Source organism: Vibrio sp. STUT-A16, from assembly GCF_026000495.1.
GTDB classification, from domain to species: Bacteria; Pseudomonadota; Gammaproteobacteria; order Enterobacterales; family Vibrionaceae; genus Vibrio; species Vibrio diabolicus.
In genome coordinates, this window is the sequence record NZ_AP026765.1 from 2,837,331 (window position 1) to 2,854,514 (window position 17,184).

18 protein-coding genes are annotated in these 17,184 nt (G+C 45.4%); 1 reads left to right on the forward strand and 17 read right to left on the reverse strand.

Annotation, left to right across the window (positions count from 1 at the left end):
• Position 1 precedes the first annotated feature (1 nt).
• The 13 genes from rodZ to trmJ form a co-directional block, all read right to left on the reverse strand.
• Complete coding sequence (rodZ, locus tag OO778_RS13485) at positions 2 to 952, reverse strand: cytoskeleton protein RodZ (protein WP_203346625.1); 951 nt, start codon at positions 950 to 952, stop codon at positions 2 to 4.
• Positions 953 to 1,387: 435 nt separating this feature from the next.
• The gene (locus OO778_RS13490; RefSeq protein WP_005391540.1) at positions 1,388 to 2,515 is read right to left on the reverse strand and encodes a bifunctional tRNA (adenosine(37)-C2)-methyltransferase TrmG/ribosomal RNA large subunit methyltransferase RlmN; all 1,128 of its coding nucleotides are present in this window, start codon (positions 2,513 to 2,515) and stop codon (positions 1,388 to 1,390) included.
• A gap of 377 nt (positions 2,516 to 2,892) precedes the next feature.
• On the reverse strand, positions 2,893 to 3,318 hold the full coding sequence (gene ndk, locus OO778_RS13495; protein ID WP_005391542.1) for a nucleoside-diphosphate kinase: 426 nt from the start codon (positions 3,316 to 3,318) through the stop codon (positions 2,893 to 2,895).
• A gap of 94 nt (positions 3,319 to 3,412) precedes the next feature.
• The gene (gene pepB, locus OO778_RS13500; protein WP_264909952.1) at positions 3,413 to 4,711 is read right to left on the reverse strand and encodes an aminopeptidase PepB; all 1,299 of its coding nucleotides are present in this window, start codon (positions 4,709 to 4,711) and stop codon (positions 3,413 to 3,415) included.
• Positions 4,712 to 4,872: 161 nt separating this feature from the next.
• The gene (gene iscX / locus OO778_RS13505) at positions 4,873 to 5,067 is read right to left on the reverse strand and encodes a Fe-S cluster assembly protein IscX (protein WP_005391546.1); all 195 of its coding nucleotides are present in this window, start codon (positions 5,065 to 5,067) and stop codon (positions 4,873 to 4,875) included.
• 44 nt (positions 5,068 to 5,111) lie between these two features.
• Positions 5,112 to 5,450, reverse strand: a complete 339-nt coding sequence (gene fdx / locus OO778_RS13510) for an ISC system 2Fe-2S type ferredoxin (RefSeq protein WP_005391548.1) — start codon at positions 5,448 to 5,450, stop codon at positions 5,112 to 5,114.
• A 13-nt stretch (positions 5,451 to 5,463) separates the two neighbouring features.
• Positions 5,464 to 7,317, reverse strand: a complete 1,854-nt coding sequence (hscA, locus tag OO778_RS13515; RefSeq protein ID WP_258687721.1) for a Fe-S protein assembly chaperone HscA — start codon at positions 7,315 to 7,317, stop codon at positions 5,464 to 5,466.
• 21 nt (positions 7,318 to 7,338) lie between these two features.
• A complete protein-coding gene (gene hscB / locus OO778_RS13520) occupies positions 7,339 to 7,854 on the reverse strand; it encodes a co-chaperone HscB (protein ID WP_264909953.1) in 516 nt (171 codons plus the stop codon).
• A gap of 55 nt (positions 7,855 to 7,909) precedes the next feature.
• Complete coding sequence (gene iscA, locus OO778_RS13525; protein ID WP_005391554.1) at positions 7,910 to 8,233, reverse strand: iron-sulfur cluster assembly protein IscA; 324 nt, start codon at positions 8,231 to 8,233, stop codon at positions 7,910 to 7,912.
• A 70-nt stretch (positions 8,234 to 8,303) separates the two neighbouring features.
• A complete protein-coding gene (gene iscU / locus OO778_RS13530) occupies positions 8,304 to 8,687 on the reverse strand; it encodes a Fe-S cluster assembly scaffold IscU (protein ID WP_005381718.1) in 384 nt (127 codons plus the stop codon).
• Between the two features lie 38 nt (positions 8,688 to 8,725).
• Complete coding sequence (locus OO778_RS13535) at positions 8,726 to 9,940, reverse strand: IscS subfamily cysteine desulfurase (protein ID WP_005391556.1); 1,215 nt, start codon at positions 9,938 to 9,940, stop codon at positions 8,726 to 8,728.
• Positions 9,941 to 9,968: 28 nt separating this feature from the next.
• The gene (gene iscR, locus OO778_RS13540; protein ID WP_005381720.1) at positions 9,969 to 10,475 is read right to left on the reverse strand and encodes a Fe-S cluster assembly transcriptional regulator IscR; all 507 of its coding nucleotides are present in this window, start codon (positions 10,473 to 10,475) and stop codon (positions 9,969 to 9,971) included.
• A 125-nt stretch (positions 10,476 to 10,600) separates the two neighbouring features.
• Complete coding sequence (gene trmJ, locus OO778_RS13545; protein WP_006741887.1) at positions 10,601 to 11,320, reverse strand: tRNA (cytosine(32)/uridine(32)-2'-O)-methyltransferase TrmJ; 720 nt, start codon at positions 11,318 to 11,320, stop codon at positions 10,601 to 10,603.
• 231 nt (positions 11,321 to 11,551) lie between these two features.
• On the opposite strand from trmJ, the gene suhB reads away from it, so the two are divergent.
• Positions 11,552 to 12,355, forward strand: coding sequence for an inositol-1-monophosphatase (gene suhB, locus OO778_RS13550; protein WP_047010191.1), 804 nt, complete (start codon positions 11,552 to 11,554; stop codon positions 12,353 to 12,355).
• Positions 12,356 to 12,564: 209 nt separating this feature from the next.
• Here suhB and secF read toward each other — a convergent pair whose 3' ends face one another.
• The 4 genes from secF to tgt all read right to left on the reverse strand — a co-directional run bounded on the left by secF (position 12,565) and on the right by tgt (position 17,049).
• The gene (gene secF, locus OO778_RS13555; protein WP_005391572.1) at positions 12,565 to 13,512 is read right to left on the reverse strand and encodes a protein translocase subunit SecF; all 948 of its coding nucleotides are present in this window, start codon (positions 13,510 to 13,512) and stop codon (positions 12,565 to 12,567) included.
• Between the two features lie 14 nt (positions 13,513 to 13,526).
• A complete protein-coding gene (gene secD / locus OO778_RS13560) occupies positions 13,527 to 15,383 on the reverse strand; it encodes a protein translocase subunit SecD (protein ID WP_006741889.1) in 1,857 nt (618 codons plus the stop codon).
• A gap of 21 nt (positions 15,384 to 15,404) precedes the next feature.
• On the reverse strand, positions 15,405 to 15,734 hold the full coding sequence (gene yajC, locus OO778_RS13565) for a preprotein translocase subunit YajC (protein ID WP_005381725.1): 330 nt from the start codon (positions 15,732 to 15,734) through the stop codon (positions 15,405 to 15,407).
• Between the two features lie 166 nt (positions 15,735 to 15,900).
• Positions 15,901 to 17,049 carry a tRNA guanosine(34) transglycosylase Tgt gene (tgt, locus tag OO778_RS13570; RefSeq protein WP_005391577.1) on the reverse strand — a complete coding sequence of 383 codons (1,149 nt, stop codon included), beginning with the start codon at positions 17,047 to 17,049 and terminating at the stop codon, positions 15,901 to 15,903.
• Positions 17,050 to 17,184 lie beyond the last annotated feature (135 nt).

A 17,184-nucleotide genomic window follows, 5' to 3' on the forward strand; every position in this document is an offset into this window, starting at 1 on the left:
TTTATAACGGTAGAGTGAATCTAGCTACTTTGCCTGAAGTATACCCAGAAAGGTCGACAGGTTCACTTGCAAATGTCATTGTAACCCCTTCCGGTGCGCCTAATATCACTTTAAACGGCGCTTTTCCGGTAAGTTCTACATCTTGTCCTGGTTTATGAGTACCACTTACCAGCGTTTTACCATTGGTGTCTTTTACTTGAATCCAACAGTCCGCTTTAAACTTCATAGTAAGAAGTGTCATGCCTTCAGGTACGACTGGCGCAGGCTGTTCCTCTTCCGCAGTTTCAATCACGGCAACAGGTTCTTCAGAATCTACGCTTGTTGTATTTTCAGTTTCAGCAAGCAGAGGGTCGCTACCCTGCTCGACTGGTACTTCACTCGTTTCAACAACATCATTACTTGTTGAAACAACGTCTTCAGGAGTACTTGCGATTAACTCCTCAGCCGTCATTAAATCGATATCAGCTAACTCTTGCGCTGTGGGCTTCGGCGATTCAACACTTGAATCCGTAACTTCCTTCGTTAGGCTATTCTCTTGCTGGTTTTGCCACCACCAAGCTGCAGAAATACCAATAATGACCAACCCGATAACCCAAGTCAGGAGCATGATACGGCTATTGTGCTTCTCATCTTTTGTTTTGCGAGAGAAGCTCTGCATTTCAATTTCTTGCTCTTGCGGCTGTACATCTGCTGTCTGCTCTAACGCAGTCAAAACCATCTTCTCATCAAGGCCCACGAACTTCGCGTAAGAACGCAAGTAACCACGCGTAAATGTCGCAACTTGTTGAGACTCAAATCGGTTATTTTCAATATCTTCAATAACAGAAACGCGAAGCCTCAGGCGATCAGCAACTTGCTTTTGACTCATCCCAAGAGATTCGCGTTTGTTTTTCAGTAATGTGCCAGCTTCAATAGAAAGTGGCACTTCATTCGTATTTTCGTGTTCTGTCATAATGGTGGTATTTAATCTGTTTTAGTGGCTAACGTGGTTATGTATTTTCGTTATTGTTCTTAAGCCTCTTTAAAAGATAGCTAGCCTAAACGCGTTAACCAAAATAATAATTTTAAGAAACTCTCAGCGATTTGAGTGTGAATACCCGTTTTGCAAAAATCAGCAAAGCGTATGTGAGAAAATGCTGAGAATTATCGGTGTCATCGTTAATGTCACATATCATGATAAGCGAATGTGTAACGAAGACAAAAACTCTTTACACTCAAACTAACAGATAGCTCAAGCTTTTGTCCAAACTTTGACAAAGGAATTCGAAATTATACCCAAATAACCTCGAGTTGGAGAGTTGTCGTCATAAATCTTGGCAGAAATGCTCTTATCGATAAACAAAATAGCCAGAGCAAATGGCTCTGGCTATTTTTGAATTCCGGTCGTTTATACGGCTTTTACTTCAATGGTATCAGCACCGCGCGACGCTTTTAACATTGCAGTACGTTTAGTTCGGTCAATCACATCACCGACTAACTGACCACACGCTGCATCAATGTCATCGCCACGAGTCTTACGAACCGTTACTGTATGCTCATATTGCATCAATGTTTTTTGGAAGCGATCGATACGTGAGTTACTTGGTTTCTTGTAAGGGGAACCTGGGTACGGGTTAAACGGAATCAAGTTAATCTTACATGGTGTGTCTTTCATCAGCTCAGCCAGTTCACGAGCATGGTCCATGTCATCATTCACATGATCAAGAAGTACGTACTCAACCGTTACCTTACCGCGGTTTGCATTCGATGAAGCGATGTAACGGCGAACTGATGCTAGGAAATCTTGAATATCCCAACGATCGTTAATTGGCATGATTTCACTACGCAGCTTATCGTTTGGCGCATGAAGGGAAATTGCCAACGCTACATCGATTTTGCCTGTCATCTGATCAAGACCAGAAACCACACCTGATGTAGATACAGTCACACGACGTTTTGACAAACCAAAGCCAAGATCGTCCAGCATTAGTTCTAATGCAGGGATCAAGTTCTTCATGTTTAGAAGCGGTTCACCCATCCCCATCATCACGACGTTAGTAATTGGGCGGCGACCTGTTTCTTTCTCAAGACCAATTTCACGTGCAGCGCGCCACACCTGACCGATGATCTCTGAAACTTTCAAGTTACGGTTAAAGCCTTGCTGTGCGGTTGAGCAGAACTTACATTCCAACGCACAACCTACCTGAGAAGACACACAAAGCGTTGCACGATCATCTTCTGGAATGTAAACCGTCTCCACATCCTGATCACCAACGTTCATCGCCCACTTGATCGTACCATCAGAAGAGTGCTGAGCTTCTGCGACTGTTGGTGCCTTGATTTCGCACTTGTGTAAAAGCTTTTCGCGCAGCTTCTTGTTAATGTTTGTCATTTTTTCGAAGTCATCTACACCGAAATGGTAGATCCACTTCATAACCTGATCGGCACGAAACGCTTTCTCGCCGAGTTCTTCTGCGAAAAACTGACGCATGCCTTTGCGATCAAAGTCGAGTAGATTGATTTTTTCAGTGGTCATGTTGCCTCTCAATGACTGAAACAAGAATAAGGGCGCGAATTGTACAGCCTTTATGCAGCTACAACAAGGGGTGTAAAACCCTGAGTTTGCTAAGGCATTAAAATCAAAATGATTAAATTTTAAGCGCCTCTTGCGCTATAAGTGGCTATTACACTATCAAAAGTAAAAGCGTAGAAATCGTAAAGGGAAAAGACTAAAAATAACTCACGTTACTGGGTTTTAAAGCCCATTATATAGTCAGACTAGTTAGCGTGTAAGAGATCACTTATGCAGTCAACATTGCCACTCAACTTAGGCATATGAAATGAAAAAGCCTCGGAAAGTTCCGAGGCTTTTCTGTATCAGAGCATCACTAACAAGTGAAGTATCACGCCTAATTAGCGAGAGAAAACCTCTGACTCAGGGAAGAAAAACTCAATTTCACGCGCTGCAGATTCAGGGCTATCGGAACCATGAACTGAATTGTGACGCATGCTAAGTGCGTAATCGGCACGAAGCGTACCGCATGCCGCTTCCTCTGGGTTAGTTTTACCCATCAGTTCACGGTAACGTGCAATCGCATTTTCACCTTCCAGTACCTGAACCATAATAGGACCAGATGTCATGAACTCTTTTAGTGGAGGGAAAAACTCTTTACCTTCATGCTCTGCATAAAAACCGCTTGCCTGATCTTCAGTCAGGTGAACCATTTTAGCAGCGACAATACGTAGGCCAGCCTTTTCAATACGGTTATAGATTTCACCAATTAGGTTTCGCTCTACCGCATCCGGCTTAATGATTGAAAATGTTCTTTCTAGAGCCATAAAGTTTCCTTTCTGTACTTGTAATAATAGTTGTGTTTTTAAAGTGACTTACTGGGTAAGAGCAGCACTCAAACAAGGAGTGCTGCAATCAATCTTATTTACCAGCTTGCTCATTGAGGAAACGAGCAAGTGTACGAACGCCCATACCCGTAGCTCCCGCAGCCCATTTATCAGACGCGGCTTTACGGTATGTACCCGCACAGTCGAAGTGCAACCAGCCTTTTTTGTAGTCTTCTACGAAGTAAGACAAGAATGCTGCTGCTGTGCTTGCACCCGGAGAGTAGTCACCAGAACTGATATTCGATAAGTCAGCAAAGTTTGACGGCAGCATTCCGCGGTGGAAGTCAGCAAGTGGTAGCGGCCATAAACCTTCTTTTTCTTGGTTTGCCGCAGTGAGCGCTTGATGCGATAACTCGTCATCGAAACTCATTAATGCGTGGTAATCATTACCCAACGCATTCTTCGCCGCACCTGTTAGTGTTGCACAATCAATGATTAACTCAGGCTTTTGCTCACTGGCGTAGATAAGACCATCAGCAAGCACTAAACGACCTTCTGCATCGGTGTTCATGATTTCAACGGTTTTACCGTTTTTGTAGGTGATGATGTCGCCAAGCTTGAGTGCGCGACCAGAAACCATGTTCTCTGCACAACAAAGGATCAGTTTTACACGCTTGTTCAAACCACGAAGAATCGCCAGTGCAAGACCACCGGTGATGGTGCCTGAGCCACCCATGTCTGCTTTCATTGCGCTCATGAAGTTAGAAGGCTTCAAGCTGTAACCACCCGAATCAAAGGTGATACCTTTACCGACAAGACACGCGAATATTGGTGCGTTCTCGTCACCTGTCGGGTTGTAGTCTAGCTGGAGCATCGCAGAAGTGCGCTCAGAACCACGGCCTACGGCGTAAATGCCTTCCCAACCTTCTGCCAACAAGTCTTTGTCTTTGACGATACGAGCTGTCACTGTGCCTTTAGGCGCAACAGATTTGATGAATTCAGCGGCCATTGTCGCTAGCTGACGAGGGGCAACTTCTTCTGCGGTTTTATTGATGATATCGCGGGTAAAATCAGTCACAGTAATACGCGCTTGAAGCTCTGCTTGATCTTCTTCAGACAATGCAGACCACTCAACTGAGCCATGTTTTTTTGGGTTACGGTAACCTTGGTGGAAAGCCCAAACGCTCTCTAAATCCCAGTTATCACCGGAAAGAAAAATAGAACGAATTCCTTGGCCATCTAGCTGACGAGCTGCACGTTGAATTGCACCAAGATCGTGACCTTCACCTAAATGAATGGTTGCGCCGTTTTCAGCGAATGAAAGCAGTGCTTTTTCACCCCAATGTGGTGCTGCCGACTCTTGACTTAAAAATACAGACATCTGTGTAGACATGGTTTCTCCTTGTCTTATAGCAGCGTTGCCTACGCTGCTTCTTTTTAATAACTCACGGATGTTAGCATTATGTAGGGCAAAAATGTCAATTGGATAAAAAAACGGACCTAAAGGTCCGCTTTTTTTAGTAAGAATTGTTAACTAGGCTGTGTTTTACAGACTTAGTCTGCTTCATCCATCCAGCACATGATAACGGCTTCCAGAATCTTTTCGTTACAATGGTTTGGGTCATCTTCAAACTCATCTAACTCCATGATCCATTGATGAAGATCGGTAAAACGCACCGTTTGCGGATCAACATCTGGAAACTTGTCACAAAGTTCAATCGCGATATCGCGAGAATCTGTCCATTTCATTGCTCATCTTCCTTTTGCTTCTTCCCTATATTGGGAAGATAGTTTTAGTGATCTTCTGAAGCGTGGTTTAGCGTGTACTTAGGAATTTCTACTACTAAGTCTTCATCCGCAATTTTCGCCTGACACCCTAGACGTGATTCAGGCTCTAGACCCCACGCTTTATCCAGCATGTCGTCTTCCAGCTCTTCACTTTCTTCTAGCGAATCAAAACCTTCACGGATGATCACGTGGCAGGTGGTACAAGCACATGATTTTTCACACGCATGTTCAATACCGATACCATTTTTTAGCGCTACGTCCAGAACGGTTTCACCAGTGTTTGCTTCCAACACTGCGCCTTCTGGGCACAAATCGTCGTGTGGTAATACAATAATCTTAGGCATAACTACTTATCTCTTATATATCGTCTACTGATTGACCTGACAGCGCAGCTCGAATCGATTTATCCATACGGCGCGATGCGAAATCTTGGCTCGCTTTATCGGTATCTTTAATGCCTTGCTCAATCGCATCTGCATCATCACCATTACGCAGCTCAATCAAGGCTTCGATGGCTTTTATCAGGTCTTGTTTCTCTTGTTCTGATAGTAGTTCGTCACCATCAGCTTGCATCGCTGCAATCAAACCTTCTATCACACGGTCAGCCTCAACACGCTGCTCCGCTAGCGCACGAGCTTGCATGTCTTCTTTAGCGTGCGTCATTGAATCACGCAGCATATCCGCCACTTCATTATCGCTTAACCCGTAAGAAGGTTTTACTTGAATCTCTGACTGAACACCGGTGCTCTTTTCCATTGCCGTAACAGAAAGAAGACCGTCAGCGTCAACTTGGTAAGTCACACGAATATGTGCCGCACCCGCCGCCATCGGTGGAATGCCTTTCAATGAGAAACGAGCCAGTGAACGACAATCATCAACCATTTCACGCTCACCTTGTACCACATGAACACTCATGGCCGTTTGGCCATCTTTGAATGTGGTAAATTCTTGCGCACGCGCAACAGGAATCGTGGTATTGCGAGGGATGATCTTCTCAACCAAACCACCCATGGTTTCAATACCAAGCGACAGTGGGATCACGTCAAGAAGTAACATTTCTGAATCAGGCTTGTTACCCGCTAGAATGTCGGCTTGGATACCCGCGCCGATTGCGACAACTTCATCAGGATTAATGCTTGTTAGCGGTGTGCGGCCAAAAAACTCGCCTACCATTTCACGAACCAGCAATGTGCGTGTTGAACCACCAACCATGACAACTTCGAGTACTTCCTCTGCATCAACATCAGCATCTTTTAATGCACGACGACAAGACATTAGTGTTTTCTTCACTAGTGGGCGAATCAGATCTTCGAACTGCTCACGAGTAACGGTGCCCTTCCAGCCAAACACATCAACATCAACGCTGTCTTGCTCAGAGAAAGCAATCTTAGTCGCAGTAGCAATGTTCAGTAGCGTACGGTTTTTTTCAGCAGAAAGTGGGGCTTCGAGACCCGCTTGCTCCATTAGGTAATCCGCTAACAGATGGTCAAAGTCATCACCGCCTAACGCAGAGTCACCGCCTGTTGCTAATACTTCAAATACGCCTTTCGACAAGCGTAGGATAGAGATATCAAATGTACCGCCACCTAGATCGTAAACCGCAATCACCCCTTCTTGGCCTGAGTCTAGGCCATAAGCAATTGCCGCGGCGGTTGGTTCGTTAAGCAGACGCAGCACATGAAGACCTGCTAATTTCGCGGCGTCTTTCGTACCTGCACGCTGAGCATCATCAAAGTAAGCAGGAACAGTGATCACAACACCCGCTAACTCACCACCTAACGTTTCTTCTGCTCGCTTACCTAGCGCTTTTAGAATGTCCGCAGATACTTCAATCGGGTTTTTGTCACCTTGAGGCGTTTGCAGGATTGGAAGACCATTTTCACTCTCTCTAAAACGATAAGGAAGTGAAGAGTAACGGGACTGAATGTCCTTTAATGAACGACCAATCAAACGTTTTACAGAGATAATAGTGTTCTCTGGTTCAAATTCTGCTTTGGCTTTGGCTTCGTGGCCAACCGTTAACGTTTCCTCAGTGTAATTAACGACTGAAGGTAAAATAGTACGGCCCTGCTCGTCCGCAAGTGGAGTTGCATCGCCGCTACGTACAGAAGCAACCAAAGAGTTGGTAGTACCTAAGTCGATACCCGCTGCTAACTTATGCTCATGAGGTGCCGAGCTTTGGCCCGGTTCTGCGATTTGAAGTAGTGCCATGATAGGTCCTTGTCACGCTAACTAGCCGAGGAGTTTGTCTTCGACTAGTTCAATTTCGTTCTTTAGTTTGGCAATGAATTTTAGCTTACGAACTCGGTCTGCGGCTTCAGCCCAAAGACCATCATCAAGCTCTTGCTCGACGCTTGCCAGATGCTGTTTGTACATTTTGCTGACCTTAGAATCGAAGTGAAAAAGCGCCGATTCAGGATCGGTGCTGTCAGCAATTTCTTCCAGTTCTTCGCGCAGCTCCATTTGCTCCATTAAGAACATTGGATCTTGCATTGTCTGCTGTTCACCTCGGATCTCAACTCCCTGCTCTGCGAGGATGTACTCGGCACGGGAGATAGGATTTTTCAGAACTTGATAGGCATCGTTGATTTGCGCTGCCTTTTGCACCGCCATCAAACGGTCACGTTCAGATCCCGTTGCAAAGTTATCCGGGTGGAAGCGTTTTTGTAGTTCTCGGAACTGAGAAGAAAGAAGGCTACCATCCAGCTTAAACTGACTTGGTAGCCCAAATAATTCAAAGTGATTCATTAAGTTCGGGTCCTAGTAAAGCCTTCCGGACTCGCTTGCCCAGAAGGACAATCAATTAGACGTTGAAGCTTTCACCACAACCACATTCACTTTTCGCGTTAGGGTTGTTGAATTCAAAACCTTCATTCAACCCTTCTTTCACGTAATCCAATTCGGTACCGTCTAGGTACACTAAGCTTTTTTTGTCGATGATGATTTTCACTCCAGAGAGTTCAAAAACTTCATCTTCTTCGTTAAGCTCATCAACAAACTCAAGTACATATGCCATGCCTGAACAACCAGTCGTCTTCACTCCAAGACGTAAACCGATACCTTTGCCTCGGTTATCTAGGAATGCTCTTACGCGACTTGCCGCTGATTCTGTCATTGTGATGGCCATACTGCACCTTAGTCTGTCTAAATTTCGATTGGAATGGGAGCGTCAAAGCTCCCATTATATTACGGAATAATTATTCTTGGTGTTTTTTCTTGTAGTCTGCAACCGCTGCTTTGATTGCATCTTCAGCAAGAATTGAACAGTGAACTTTCACTGGTGGAAGCTCTAGCTCTTCAGCAATTTCAGAGTTTTTAATTGCTGCTGCTTCATCAACTGACTTGCCTTTTACCCACTCAGTTACTAGTGAGCTTGATGCGATTGCACTACCACAACCGTATGTTTTGAACTTCGCATCTTCGATGATACCTTCCGGTGTCACTTTGATTTGAAGCTTCATTACGTCACCACAAGCTGGAGCGCCAACCATGCCGCTACCTACTGATGGGTCTTCTTTATCGAATGAACCAACGTTACGTGGGTTCTCGTAGTGATCAATTACTTTTTCGCTGTATGCCATGATAAATTACCTCGAATCCTCTATTTCAATCCCTGAGATTAATGGTGAGCCCATTCAACAGTGCTCAAATCAATCCCTTCTTTGTACATATCCCATAGAGGAGACATGTCGCGTAGCTTAGTCACTGCAACGCGGATTTGTTCAATTGCGTAATCAATTTCTTCTTCAGTCGTGAAACGACCAAACGAGAAACGAACCGAGCTGTGAGCCAATTCATCATCCATGCCTAGGGCACGAAGAACGTAAGAAGGCTCAAGGCTTGCAGACGTACAAGCACTACCAGAAGATACCGCAAGATCTTTAAGCGACATTAGTAGTGATTCACCTTCTACGAATGCGAAGCTGATGTTTAGGTTGTGTGGTACACGTTGCTCAAGGTCACCGTTTACCGTCACTGCTTCTAAGTCTTTCACGCCATCAAAAAGACGGTTACGAAGCGCTAAAGCGTGATCGTAATCTTTTTGCATGTCTTCTTTTGCAATGCGGAATGCTTCACCCATACCAACGATTTGGTGAGTAGGAAGTGTACCAGAGCGGAAACCACGCTCATGGCCGCCACCGTGCATTTGCGCTTCAAGACGAATACGAGGCTTACGACGAACGTAAAGTGCACCGATGCCTTTAGGGCCATAAACTTTGTGAGCAGAAAGCGAAATTAGGTCAACTTTCATCTCTTGAACGTCGATTGGTAATTTACCTGCAGATTGCGCTGCATCCACGTGGAAAACAATTTTACGCTCACGACACAATTCGCCGATCGCTGTAATGTCTTGAACCACACCAATCTCGTTGTTTACGTGCATAATAGACACAAGCACTGTGTCATCACGCATTGCCGCTTTAAGCTTCTCTAGATCGATCAAGCCATTTGATTCTGGCTCAAGGTAAGTCACTTCAAAGCCTTCACGCTCAAGTTGACGACATGGGTCAAGAACGGCTTTGTGCTCTGTTTTACAAGTGATTACGTGCTTGCCTTTCTTCGAGTAAAAGTGCGCTGCACCTTTAATCGCAAGGTTGTCTGATTCTGTCGCACCAGATGTAAATACGATTTCGCGAGGATCTGCATTTAGAAGGTCAGCAATTTGCTCACGAGCAGTATCGACCGCTTCTTCTGCCTGCCAGCCGTAACGGTGCGAACGCGACGCTGGGTTGCCAAATGTGCCATCCATTGTCATGTACTGAACCATTTTTTCAGCAACACGTGGATCAACTGGACATGTAGCGGAATAATCAAGATAAATCGGCAGTTTCATTCTCTACTCCAATGTAAAAAGCTGACCGCTAAGAGCGGACGTTTACACCGATGGGCGCGGCGGTTGTATTTTTGTTTGATAGCCCATGGGTTACCGCCAGATCAATGTCCTGACGATCAGAAATTTCGAGGACTTCATTGTCTGTCATCAACTCACCAAGAGTGATGTTATTCAAGAAGTCACTAATGCGAGAGCTTAAGTCGCGCCATAGCGTGTGAGTAAGGCAACGTGTTCCGCCTTGGCAATCTCCTTTGCCCTGGCATTTGGTTGCATCGACTGACTCATCAACGGCTGCAATCACGGTACCAATAGCGATACTGTGTGCGTCGGCACCAAGTCGGTAACCACCACCAGGACCACGAACGCTGGCAACGAGACCTGCTTTACGCAATTTTGAAAATAGCTGCTCTAAGTAAGAGAGCGAGATCCCCTGACGCTCTGAGATGTCAGCAAGAGGTACAGGGTTTTGTTGCGAATGCAGTGCCACATCCAGCATGGCTGTCACCGCATATCTTCCTTTAGATGTAAGTTTCATACCACACCGTATCCACATGGTTTGTAATGGTTAAGATTTTTCCATACCTGAGTAATTTGGTCAAGTATTTATTTGACCATTTTACTCAGGTATTCATCCTTACACCTAAAGTGGTTATTCTTTATTCAGAACTTCTTTTCTATCGAGGTTAAAATGCCGCGTAGAATATTGAGCTCCTGGGTTTCTGGCCGAGCACGAGAGAACAAGCGACGCAATTTATTCATCACCTGTCCTGGTTGCTCTTTATTGATAAACTGGGTCTCAACCATCACCTTTTCAAGATGCTCGAAGAACATTTCGAGCTCTCTATGACGTGGGTACTCTTCCGGCTCATTTGGGGCAAACTGGCTTTGCTCTAAGTTCAAATGCGCAACTCGTACTTCGTAACTCAGAGTTTGTACGGCCATCGCTAGGTTAAGCGAGCTATATTCAGGGTTAGCAGGAATGCAAACATGGTAGTGACACCTTTGCAGCTCTTCATTTGTTAGACCAGTTCTTTCACGACCAAACACGAGCGCGACAGGGTGTTTTCTACCCTCAACCGCAAATTTCTCACCACATTCACGTGGCTCAAGCATTGGCCATTCTAATGTACGAGAGCGAGCACTGGAGCCCACCACGAGGCTGCAATCTTCAACCGCTTCTTCTAATGTGCCGACAATCTTTGCATTTTGAGCAATATCACCAGCACCCGCAGCCAAAGCAAGAGTTTGTTCGTCCACTTCACATTGTGGATCGACTAATACTAGTTGGCTTAAACCCATCACTTTCATAGCTCGAGCTGCTGAGCCAATATTGCCTGAATGAGAGGTACCTACGAGTACAATTTTTACTTGATCCAACATCTGTGTTTGCTACCTAAATTAAAACCGCAGAATGTTACCATAGTTTTTTAACACACCCTAGGGCGAAGCAGGCCTCTCTTCTCATTCTTGGTCATTGTTCTCGTTCGCCTCAAGCTAAATACAATAAAACCACTGACTTTAGAACAAAAAATAACCACTTCCCTTTTTACTGATCTCTGGTATACTCGCCGCCGCTTTCATTTGTTCTTTAACATCCGTTGGGAAATTCGTATGCATCCAATGCTAAACATTGCTATTCGCGCTGCGCGAAAGGCAGGCAATCATATTGCTAAATCATTAGAAAACACTGATAAAGTAGAATCTACTCTTAAAGGCACTAATGACTTTGTCACTAATGTAGATAAAGAAGCAGAATACATCATCATCGATACTATCAAGCAGTCTTACCCTGAGCACTGTATCGTTGCTGAAGAACAAGGTCTTATCGAAGGTAAAGATAAAGACGTACAATGGATCATCGACCCACTGGATGGCACCACTAACTTTGTAAAAGGTTACCCAACTTTCGCGGTTTCTATCGCAGTTCGTATCAAAGGCAAAACTGAAGTTGCTTGTGTTTACGATCCAATGCAAAACGAGCTATTCACTGCACAACGTGGTGCAGGCGCTCAACTAAACAGTGCGCGTATCCGTGTTGCTCAACTAAAAGACCTTCAAGGTACTGTTCTAGCTACTGGTTTCCCATTCAAACAGAAACAACACGCTGAGTCTTACATCAAGATCGTTGGTGCGCTATTCACTGAATGTGCTGATTTCCGTCGTAGCGGCTCTGCTGCTCTTGACCTATGTTACGTGGCTGCTGGCCGTGTTGATGGTTACTTCGAGCTAGGTCTAAAACCTTGGGATATGGCAGCAGGTGAGCTTATTGCTCGTGAAGCTGGCGCAATCCTAACTGACTTTGCTGGCGGCACTGAGTACATGAAGTCTGGTAACATTGTTGCTTCAAGCGCTCGTGGCGTAAAATCTATCCTTAAGCACATCCGCGAAAACGGTAACAGCGCGATCCTTAAGTAAGATTTGAAAGTCATATTTAGCCCGTCACGCTGATGACTTTAGAAAGCCCCACTCAATGAGCGGGGCTTTTTTGTATCTACTGAACCGTATCTACTTAGCTGTAATGTAAGGCTCTCCATACAGTGAGGTTCTACAAGCATACGGCTCGATTCAGATACAAAAAAACCGCTGATTGCTCAGCGGTTTTTGTTTTCAATTCTCAACCTGCCTTATGGCATTTCGTCGAACTCTGCGCCTTCTTTTTCTACTTGAGGTGGCATCAAGTGCTCTTTCTGGATGCCCAGTTTTAGCGCTAGTGCTGATGCTACGTAGATAGAAGAGTAAGTACCTACAGTGATACCAAGTAGAAGTGCGGTTGCGAAGCCGTGAATCATCGCACCACCCTGCATGAACAGTGCAATTACCACGAACAATGTTGTACCCGAGGTAATCAACGTACGGCTCAACGTTTGGGTGATTGAAGCGTCCATGATATCGGCTGGCTCACCTTTACGCATCTTGCGGAAGTTTTCACGGATACGGTCAAACACAACGATGGTATCGTTGAGCGAGTAACCGACTACCGTTAATAATGCCGCGACGATGGTTAGGTCAACTTCTATTTGTAGGAATGAGAAAACACCTAGCGTGATAATGATATCGTGAGCCAATGCCATAACCGCACCAGCTGCTAGACGCCATTCAAATCGCATCGAGACATAAAGCAGGATACAGATCAGCGACACAAGGATCGCTAGACCGCCAGCTTCTGTTAGCTCATCACCAACGTTAGGACCTACGAATTCAATACGACGCATTTCTACGCTTTCGCCAGTACCATCTTTGATAGCACCAATGATTTGGTTGCCCAGCGTTTCACCAGAAACGTCGTCACGTGGACGAAGACGAACCATTACTTCACGAGCACTACCGAAGTTTTGTACTGTCGCATCACCAAAACCTTTCGCATCTAAAGCGGTTCGGATTTTTTCAAGGTTCGCAGGTTTTTCAAAGCCAACTTCAATTAGCGTACCGCCAGTGAAGTCTAGGCCCCAATTTAGCCACTTAGTTGACAAAGTGAAGATAGAAGCAGCAATCATAAAGATTGAAAAAACGAATGCTACTTTCGACCAACGCATAAAGCCGATCGTCTTCTCTGCTTTTAGAATTTGAAACATATTAATTCCCAGCCTTAGATCGACAATTTATCAACGCGTTTGCCACCGTAAATCAGGTTCACGATACAACGTGTACCAATAATGGCGGTGAACATTGAAGTTAAGATACCGATAGATAGAGTAACCGCGAAACCTTTCACTGCACCAGTACCGACTGCAAATAGGATAATTGCAGTAATCAGTGTCGTGATGTTCGCATCGGCAATCGTACTGAATGCATTCGCGTAACCTTGGTGAATAGCTTGTTGTGGACTACGCCCATCACGAAGCTCTTCACGGATACGCTCGAAGATCAGTACGTTCGCATCAACCGCCATACCGACCGTTAACACGATACCGGCAATCCCCGGAAGCGTCATGGTAGCGCCTGGAATCATCGACATAACACCAATGATCAACACTAAGTTAGCCATTAGAGCGATGTTGGCAATCAAGCCAAAGCCACGGTAGTAAAGCAGCGTAAACAGCATTACGGCAACCATACCCCAGATACACGCTTGGATACCCATATCGATGTTTTGCTGGCCCATTGATGGACCAATAGTACGCTCTTCAACGATAGAGATAGGTGCGATCAGTGCACCAGCACGTAATAGAAGTGCAAGGTTGTGCGCTTCAGCTGCGGAGTCTATACCCGTGATACGGAAGTTACGTCCAAGAGCCGATTGAATCGTCGCTTGGTTGATGACTTCTTCATGCTTATCTAGGATGACTTTGCCTTCTGGCGTACGACGACCACTGTCTTTGTACTCAGCAAACACGGTAGCCATTAGCTTACCGATGTTCTTCTTAGAGAACGCTGACATCTTGTTACCACCTTCGCTGTCTAGCGAGATGTTAACTTGTGGACGACCGTATTCATCGACACTTGAGCTTGCATCCGTAATGCTTTGACCACCAAGAATAACACGCTTCTTAAGCACAACCGGACGACCGTCTCGGTCCATTTTGATTTCACTGCCTGCTGGCGCACGACCATTTGCCGCCGCTGATAGGTCAGCTTTATCGTCAACTTCACGGAATTCTAGCGTTGCAGTCGCACCTAGAATCTCTTTTGCACGAGCAGTATCTTGAACACCAGGAAGCTCAACAACAATTCGACTTGCACCTTGACGCTGAACGAGAGGCTCTGCAACACCTAGCTCGTTTACACGGTTACGTAAAATCGTAATGTTTTGCTCAACAGCGTAGTTACGGATCTCTTGTAAACGTTGCTCGGTAAAGGTCGCAGTAAGAGCGTAACGGCCATTTGAATCAGATTCGACAAAGAGCATGTCCGGGTGATTCTTTTCTAGCATTGCTTTCGCTTCTGCTAATTGCTCTTCGTTACGTAGCAGAACCTCTACCGCTTCTTTGCCAGAAGGGCGGATAGCACGATAACGAATTTTTGCCTCACGAAGTTCGCTACGGAAAGCTTCTTCTTGCTGACCAACGAGCTTTTCCATCGCAGCGTCCATGTCTACTTCCATTAAGAAGTGGACACCACCACGAAGGTCAAGACCCAGCTTTAATGGTGACGCGCCAATCGCTTCTAGCCAATCGGGTGTAGAAGGAGCAAGGTTAAGTGCAACAATTGTGTCTTTGCCAAGCGCTTCGCTGATGACATCACGAGCACTGATTTGCGTGTCAGTGTCGTTAAAACGAACAAGAATTGATCCATTCTCGAGAGCAATGGATTTATGAGAGAGTTGCTCTTTATCAAGAGCAGTAGTGACAGCATCCAGCGTTGACATATCTACAGAGGCGCCACGCGCCCCTGTAACTTGAATAGCCGGATCTTCACCGTAGATATTTGGAAGTGCGTATAACGCAGCGGTGATGATGGCAAAAAATACCATCAAGTACTTCCATAATGGATAACGGTTTAGCACAGCGAGGATCCTTTAGCTGTTTTATAGAGACTTAAGCGTACCTTTTGGCAACACTGCAGTGATGAAGTCTTTCTTGATTACCACTTCATTGTTCGCGTTAAGCTCGATTGAAATGTAGTCATTGTCTTCAGCAATCTTAGTGATTTTACCCACTAGGCCACCGCTAGTTAGAACTTCGTCGCCTTTGCCCATAGAAGCCATTAGGTTCTTGTGCTCTTTTACACGTTTCGCTTGTGGGCGGTAAATCATGAAGTAAAAGATCACTGCGAACATGCCAAGCATGATTAGCATTTCAAAACCACCGCCTGCTGGCGCGCCTTCTGCTGCTGCGTGAGCCTGAGAAATAAACATTAAAACATCCTCATTATATTTTATTGATAATCCAACAAGTTGGGCTTTCGCATTTTAGATTCAAGTCTGAGAGTAACTAATAGCGATCACTCTCTCAAAAATAACGTGCGTTAGCCTACTTTATTAGCAAAAGCCTCTGGCGACATGCCAAAGGCTTTAATTCTTTTTAGTCCGTCAATGACTGTTCTTTTGCTAGTGGTGGCACTTCACGGCCACGACGCTCATAGAACTCGGTAACAAACTCATCAAAACGATCTTCATCAATCGCTTTACGAATACTTTCCATCAGACGCTGGTAGTAGCGTAGGTTGTGGATCGTATTCAGACGAGCACCCAGAATTTCATTACAACGCTCTAAGTGATGAAGGTACGATTTACTGTAGTTTTGACAAGTGTAACAGTCACAGTGCGGATCCAACGGGGTTGTATCCGTTTTATGTTTCGCATTACGGATCTTGATCACACCACCAGTCACAAACAGGTGACCATTACGCGCGTTACGCGTTGGCATTACACAGTCAAACATGTCGATACCACGGCGAACACCTTCAACCAAGTCTTCTGGTTTACCCACGCCCATTAAGTAGCGAGGCTTGTCTTCTGGAAGCTGCGGACAAGTGTGCTCAAGAATACGGTGCATATCTTCTTTAGGCTCGCCTACTGCCAAGCCACCAACCGCGTAACCGTCAAAACCGATTTCCGTTAGACCTTTTACCGACACATCACGTAGATCTTCGTAAACACCACCTTGAACAATACCAAACAGGTTGTTCGGGTTTTCTAGCTTCTCGAAGTGATCACGTGAGCGCTGTGCCCAACGTAGCGACATTTCCATCGATTTCTTCGCTTCATCGTGTGTCGCTGGGTATGGCGTACACTCGTCAAAAATCATGACGATGTCAGAACCTAGGTCTTTTTGAATTTCCATCGACTTTTCTGCGTCCATGAAAATCTTGTCACCATTAACTGGGTTACGGAAGTGCACACCCTCTTCGGTAATAGTACGCATCTTGCCAAGGCTGAATACTTGGAAGCCGCCTGAATCAGTAAGAATAGGACCGTGCCAGTTCATAAAATCATGCAAGTCGCCGTGCATTTTCATGACTTCTTGACCTGGACGCAGCCAAAGGTGGAACGTGTTACCTAGTAAGATTTCTGCGCCCGTACCTTTCACTTCTTCTGGCGTCATGCCTTTAACCGTACCGTAAGTACCAACTGGCATAAACGCTGGGGTTTGAACAGTGCCACGTTCGAAAGTCAGTTGACCACGACGCGCATTGCCGTTTTTCTTCTTAAGATCGAATTTTAATTTCACGATGCCTCCGGGTGTCAGAGAAACAGTCTGACTGAGTGTTTAGGGCTCTACCCTACTTTAAGGAGCGGTCGCTTTTCCTTGCGAGAGATAAAGCAGAGGTTCTGCTCTATTTCCTAGCTTACTGCTAGCACTCGT

Coding starts and splice junctions, on each gene's coding strand:
- hscB (WP_264909953.1), bottom strand. CDS start 7,854: ATGAATCACTTTGAATTATTTGGGCTACCAAGTCAGTTTAAGCTGGAT.
- iscU (WP_005381718.1), bottom strand. CDS start 8,687: ATGGCATACAGCGAAAAAGTAATTGATCACTACGAGAACCCACGTAAC.
- iscX (WP_005391546.1), bottom strand. CDS start 5,067: ATGAAATGGACAGATTCTCGCGATATCGCGATTGAACTTTGTGACAAG.
- iscR (WP_005381720.1), bottom strand. CDS start 10,475: ATGAAACTTACATCTAAAGGAAGATATGCGGTGACAGCCATGCTGGAT.
- pepB (WP_264909952.1), bottom strand. CDS start 4,711: ATGTCTACACAGATGTCTGTATTTTTAAGTCAAGAGTCGGCAGCACCA.
- suhB (WP_047010191.1), top strand. CDS start 11,552: ATGCATCCAATGCTAAACATTGCTATTCGCGCTGCGCGAAAGGCAGGC.
- rodZ (WP_203346625.1), bottom strand. CDS start 952: ATGACAGAACACGAAAATACGAATGAAGTGCCACTTTCTATTGAAGCT.
- OO778_RS13490 (WP_005391540.1), bottom strand. CDS start 2,515: ATGACCACTGAAAAAATCAATCTACTCGACTTTGATCGCAAAGGCATG.
- iscA (WP_005391554.1), bottom strand. CDS start 8,233: ATGGCCATCACAATGACAGAATCAGCGGCAAGTCGCGTAAGAGCATTC.
- OO778_RS13535 (WP_005391556.1), bottom strand. CDS start 9,940: ATGAAACTGCCGATTTATCTTGATTATTCCGCTACATGTCCAGTTGAT.
- trmJ (WP_006741887.1), bottom strand. CDS start 11,320: ATGTTGGATCAAGTAAAAATTGTACTCGTAGGTACCTCTCATTCAGGC.
- secF (WP_005391572.1), bottom strand. CDS start 13,512: ATGTTTCAAATTCTAAAAGCAGAGAAGACGATCGGCTTTATGCGTTGG.
- hscA (WP_258687721.1), bottom strand. CDS start 7,317: ATGGCACTACTTCAAATCGCAGAACCGGGCCAAAGCTCGGCACCTCAT.
- yajC (WP_005381725.1), bottom strand. CDS start 15,734: ATGTTTATTTCTCAGGCTCACGCAGCAGCAGAAGGCGCGCCAGCAGGC.
- ndk (WP_005391542.1), bottom strand. CDS start 3,318: ATGGCTCTAGAAAGAACATTTTCAATCATTAAGCCGGATGCGGTAGAG.
- fdx (WP_005391548.1), bottom strand. CDS start 5,450: ATGCCTAAGATTATTGTATTACCACACGACGATTTGTGCCCAGAAGGC.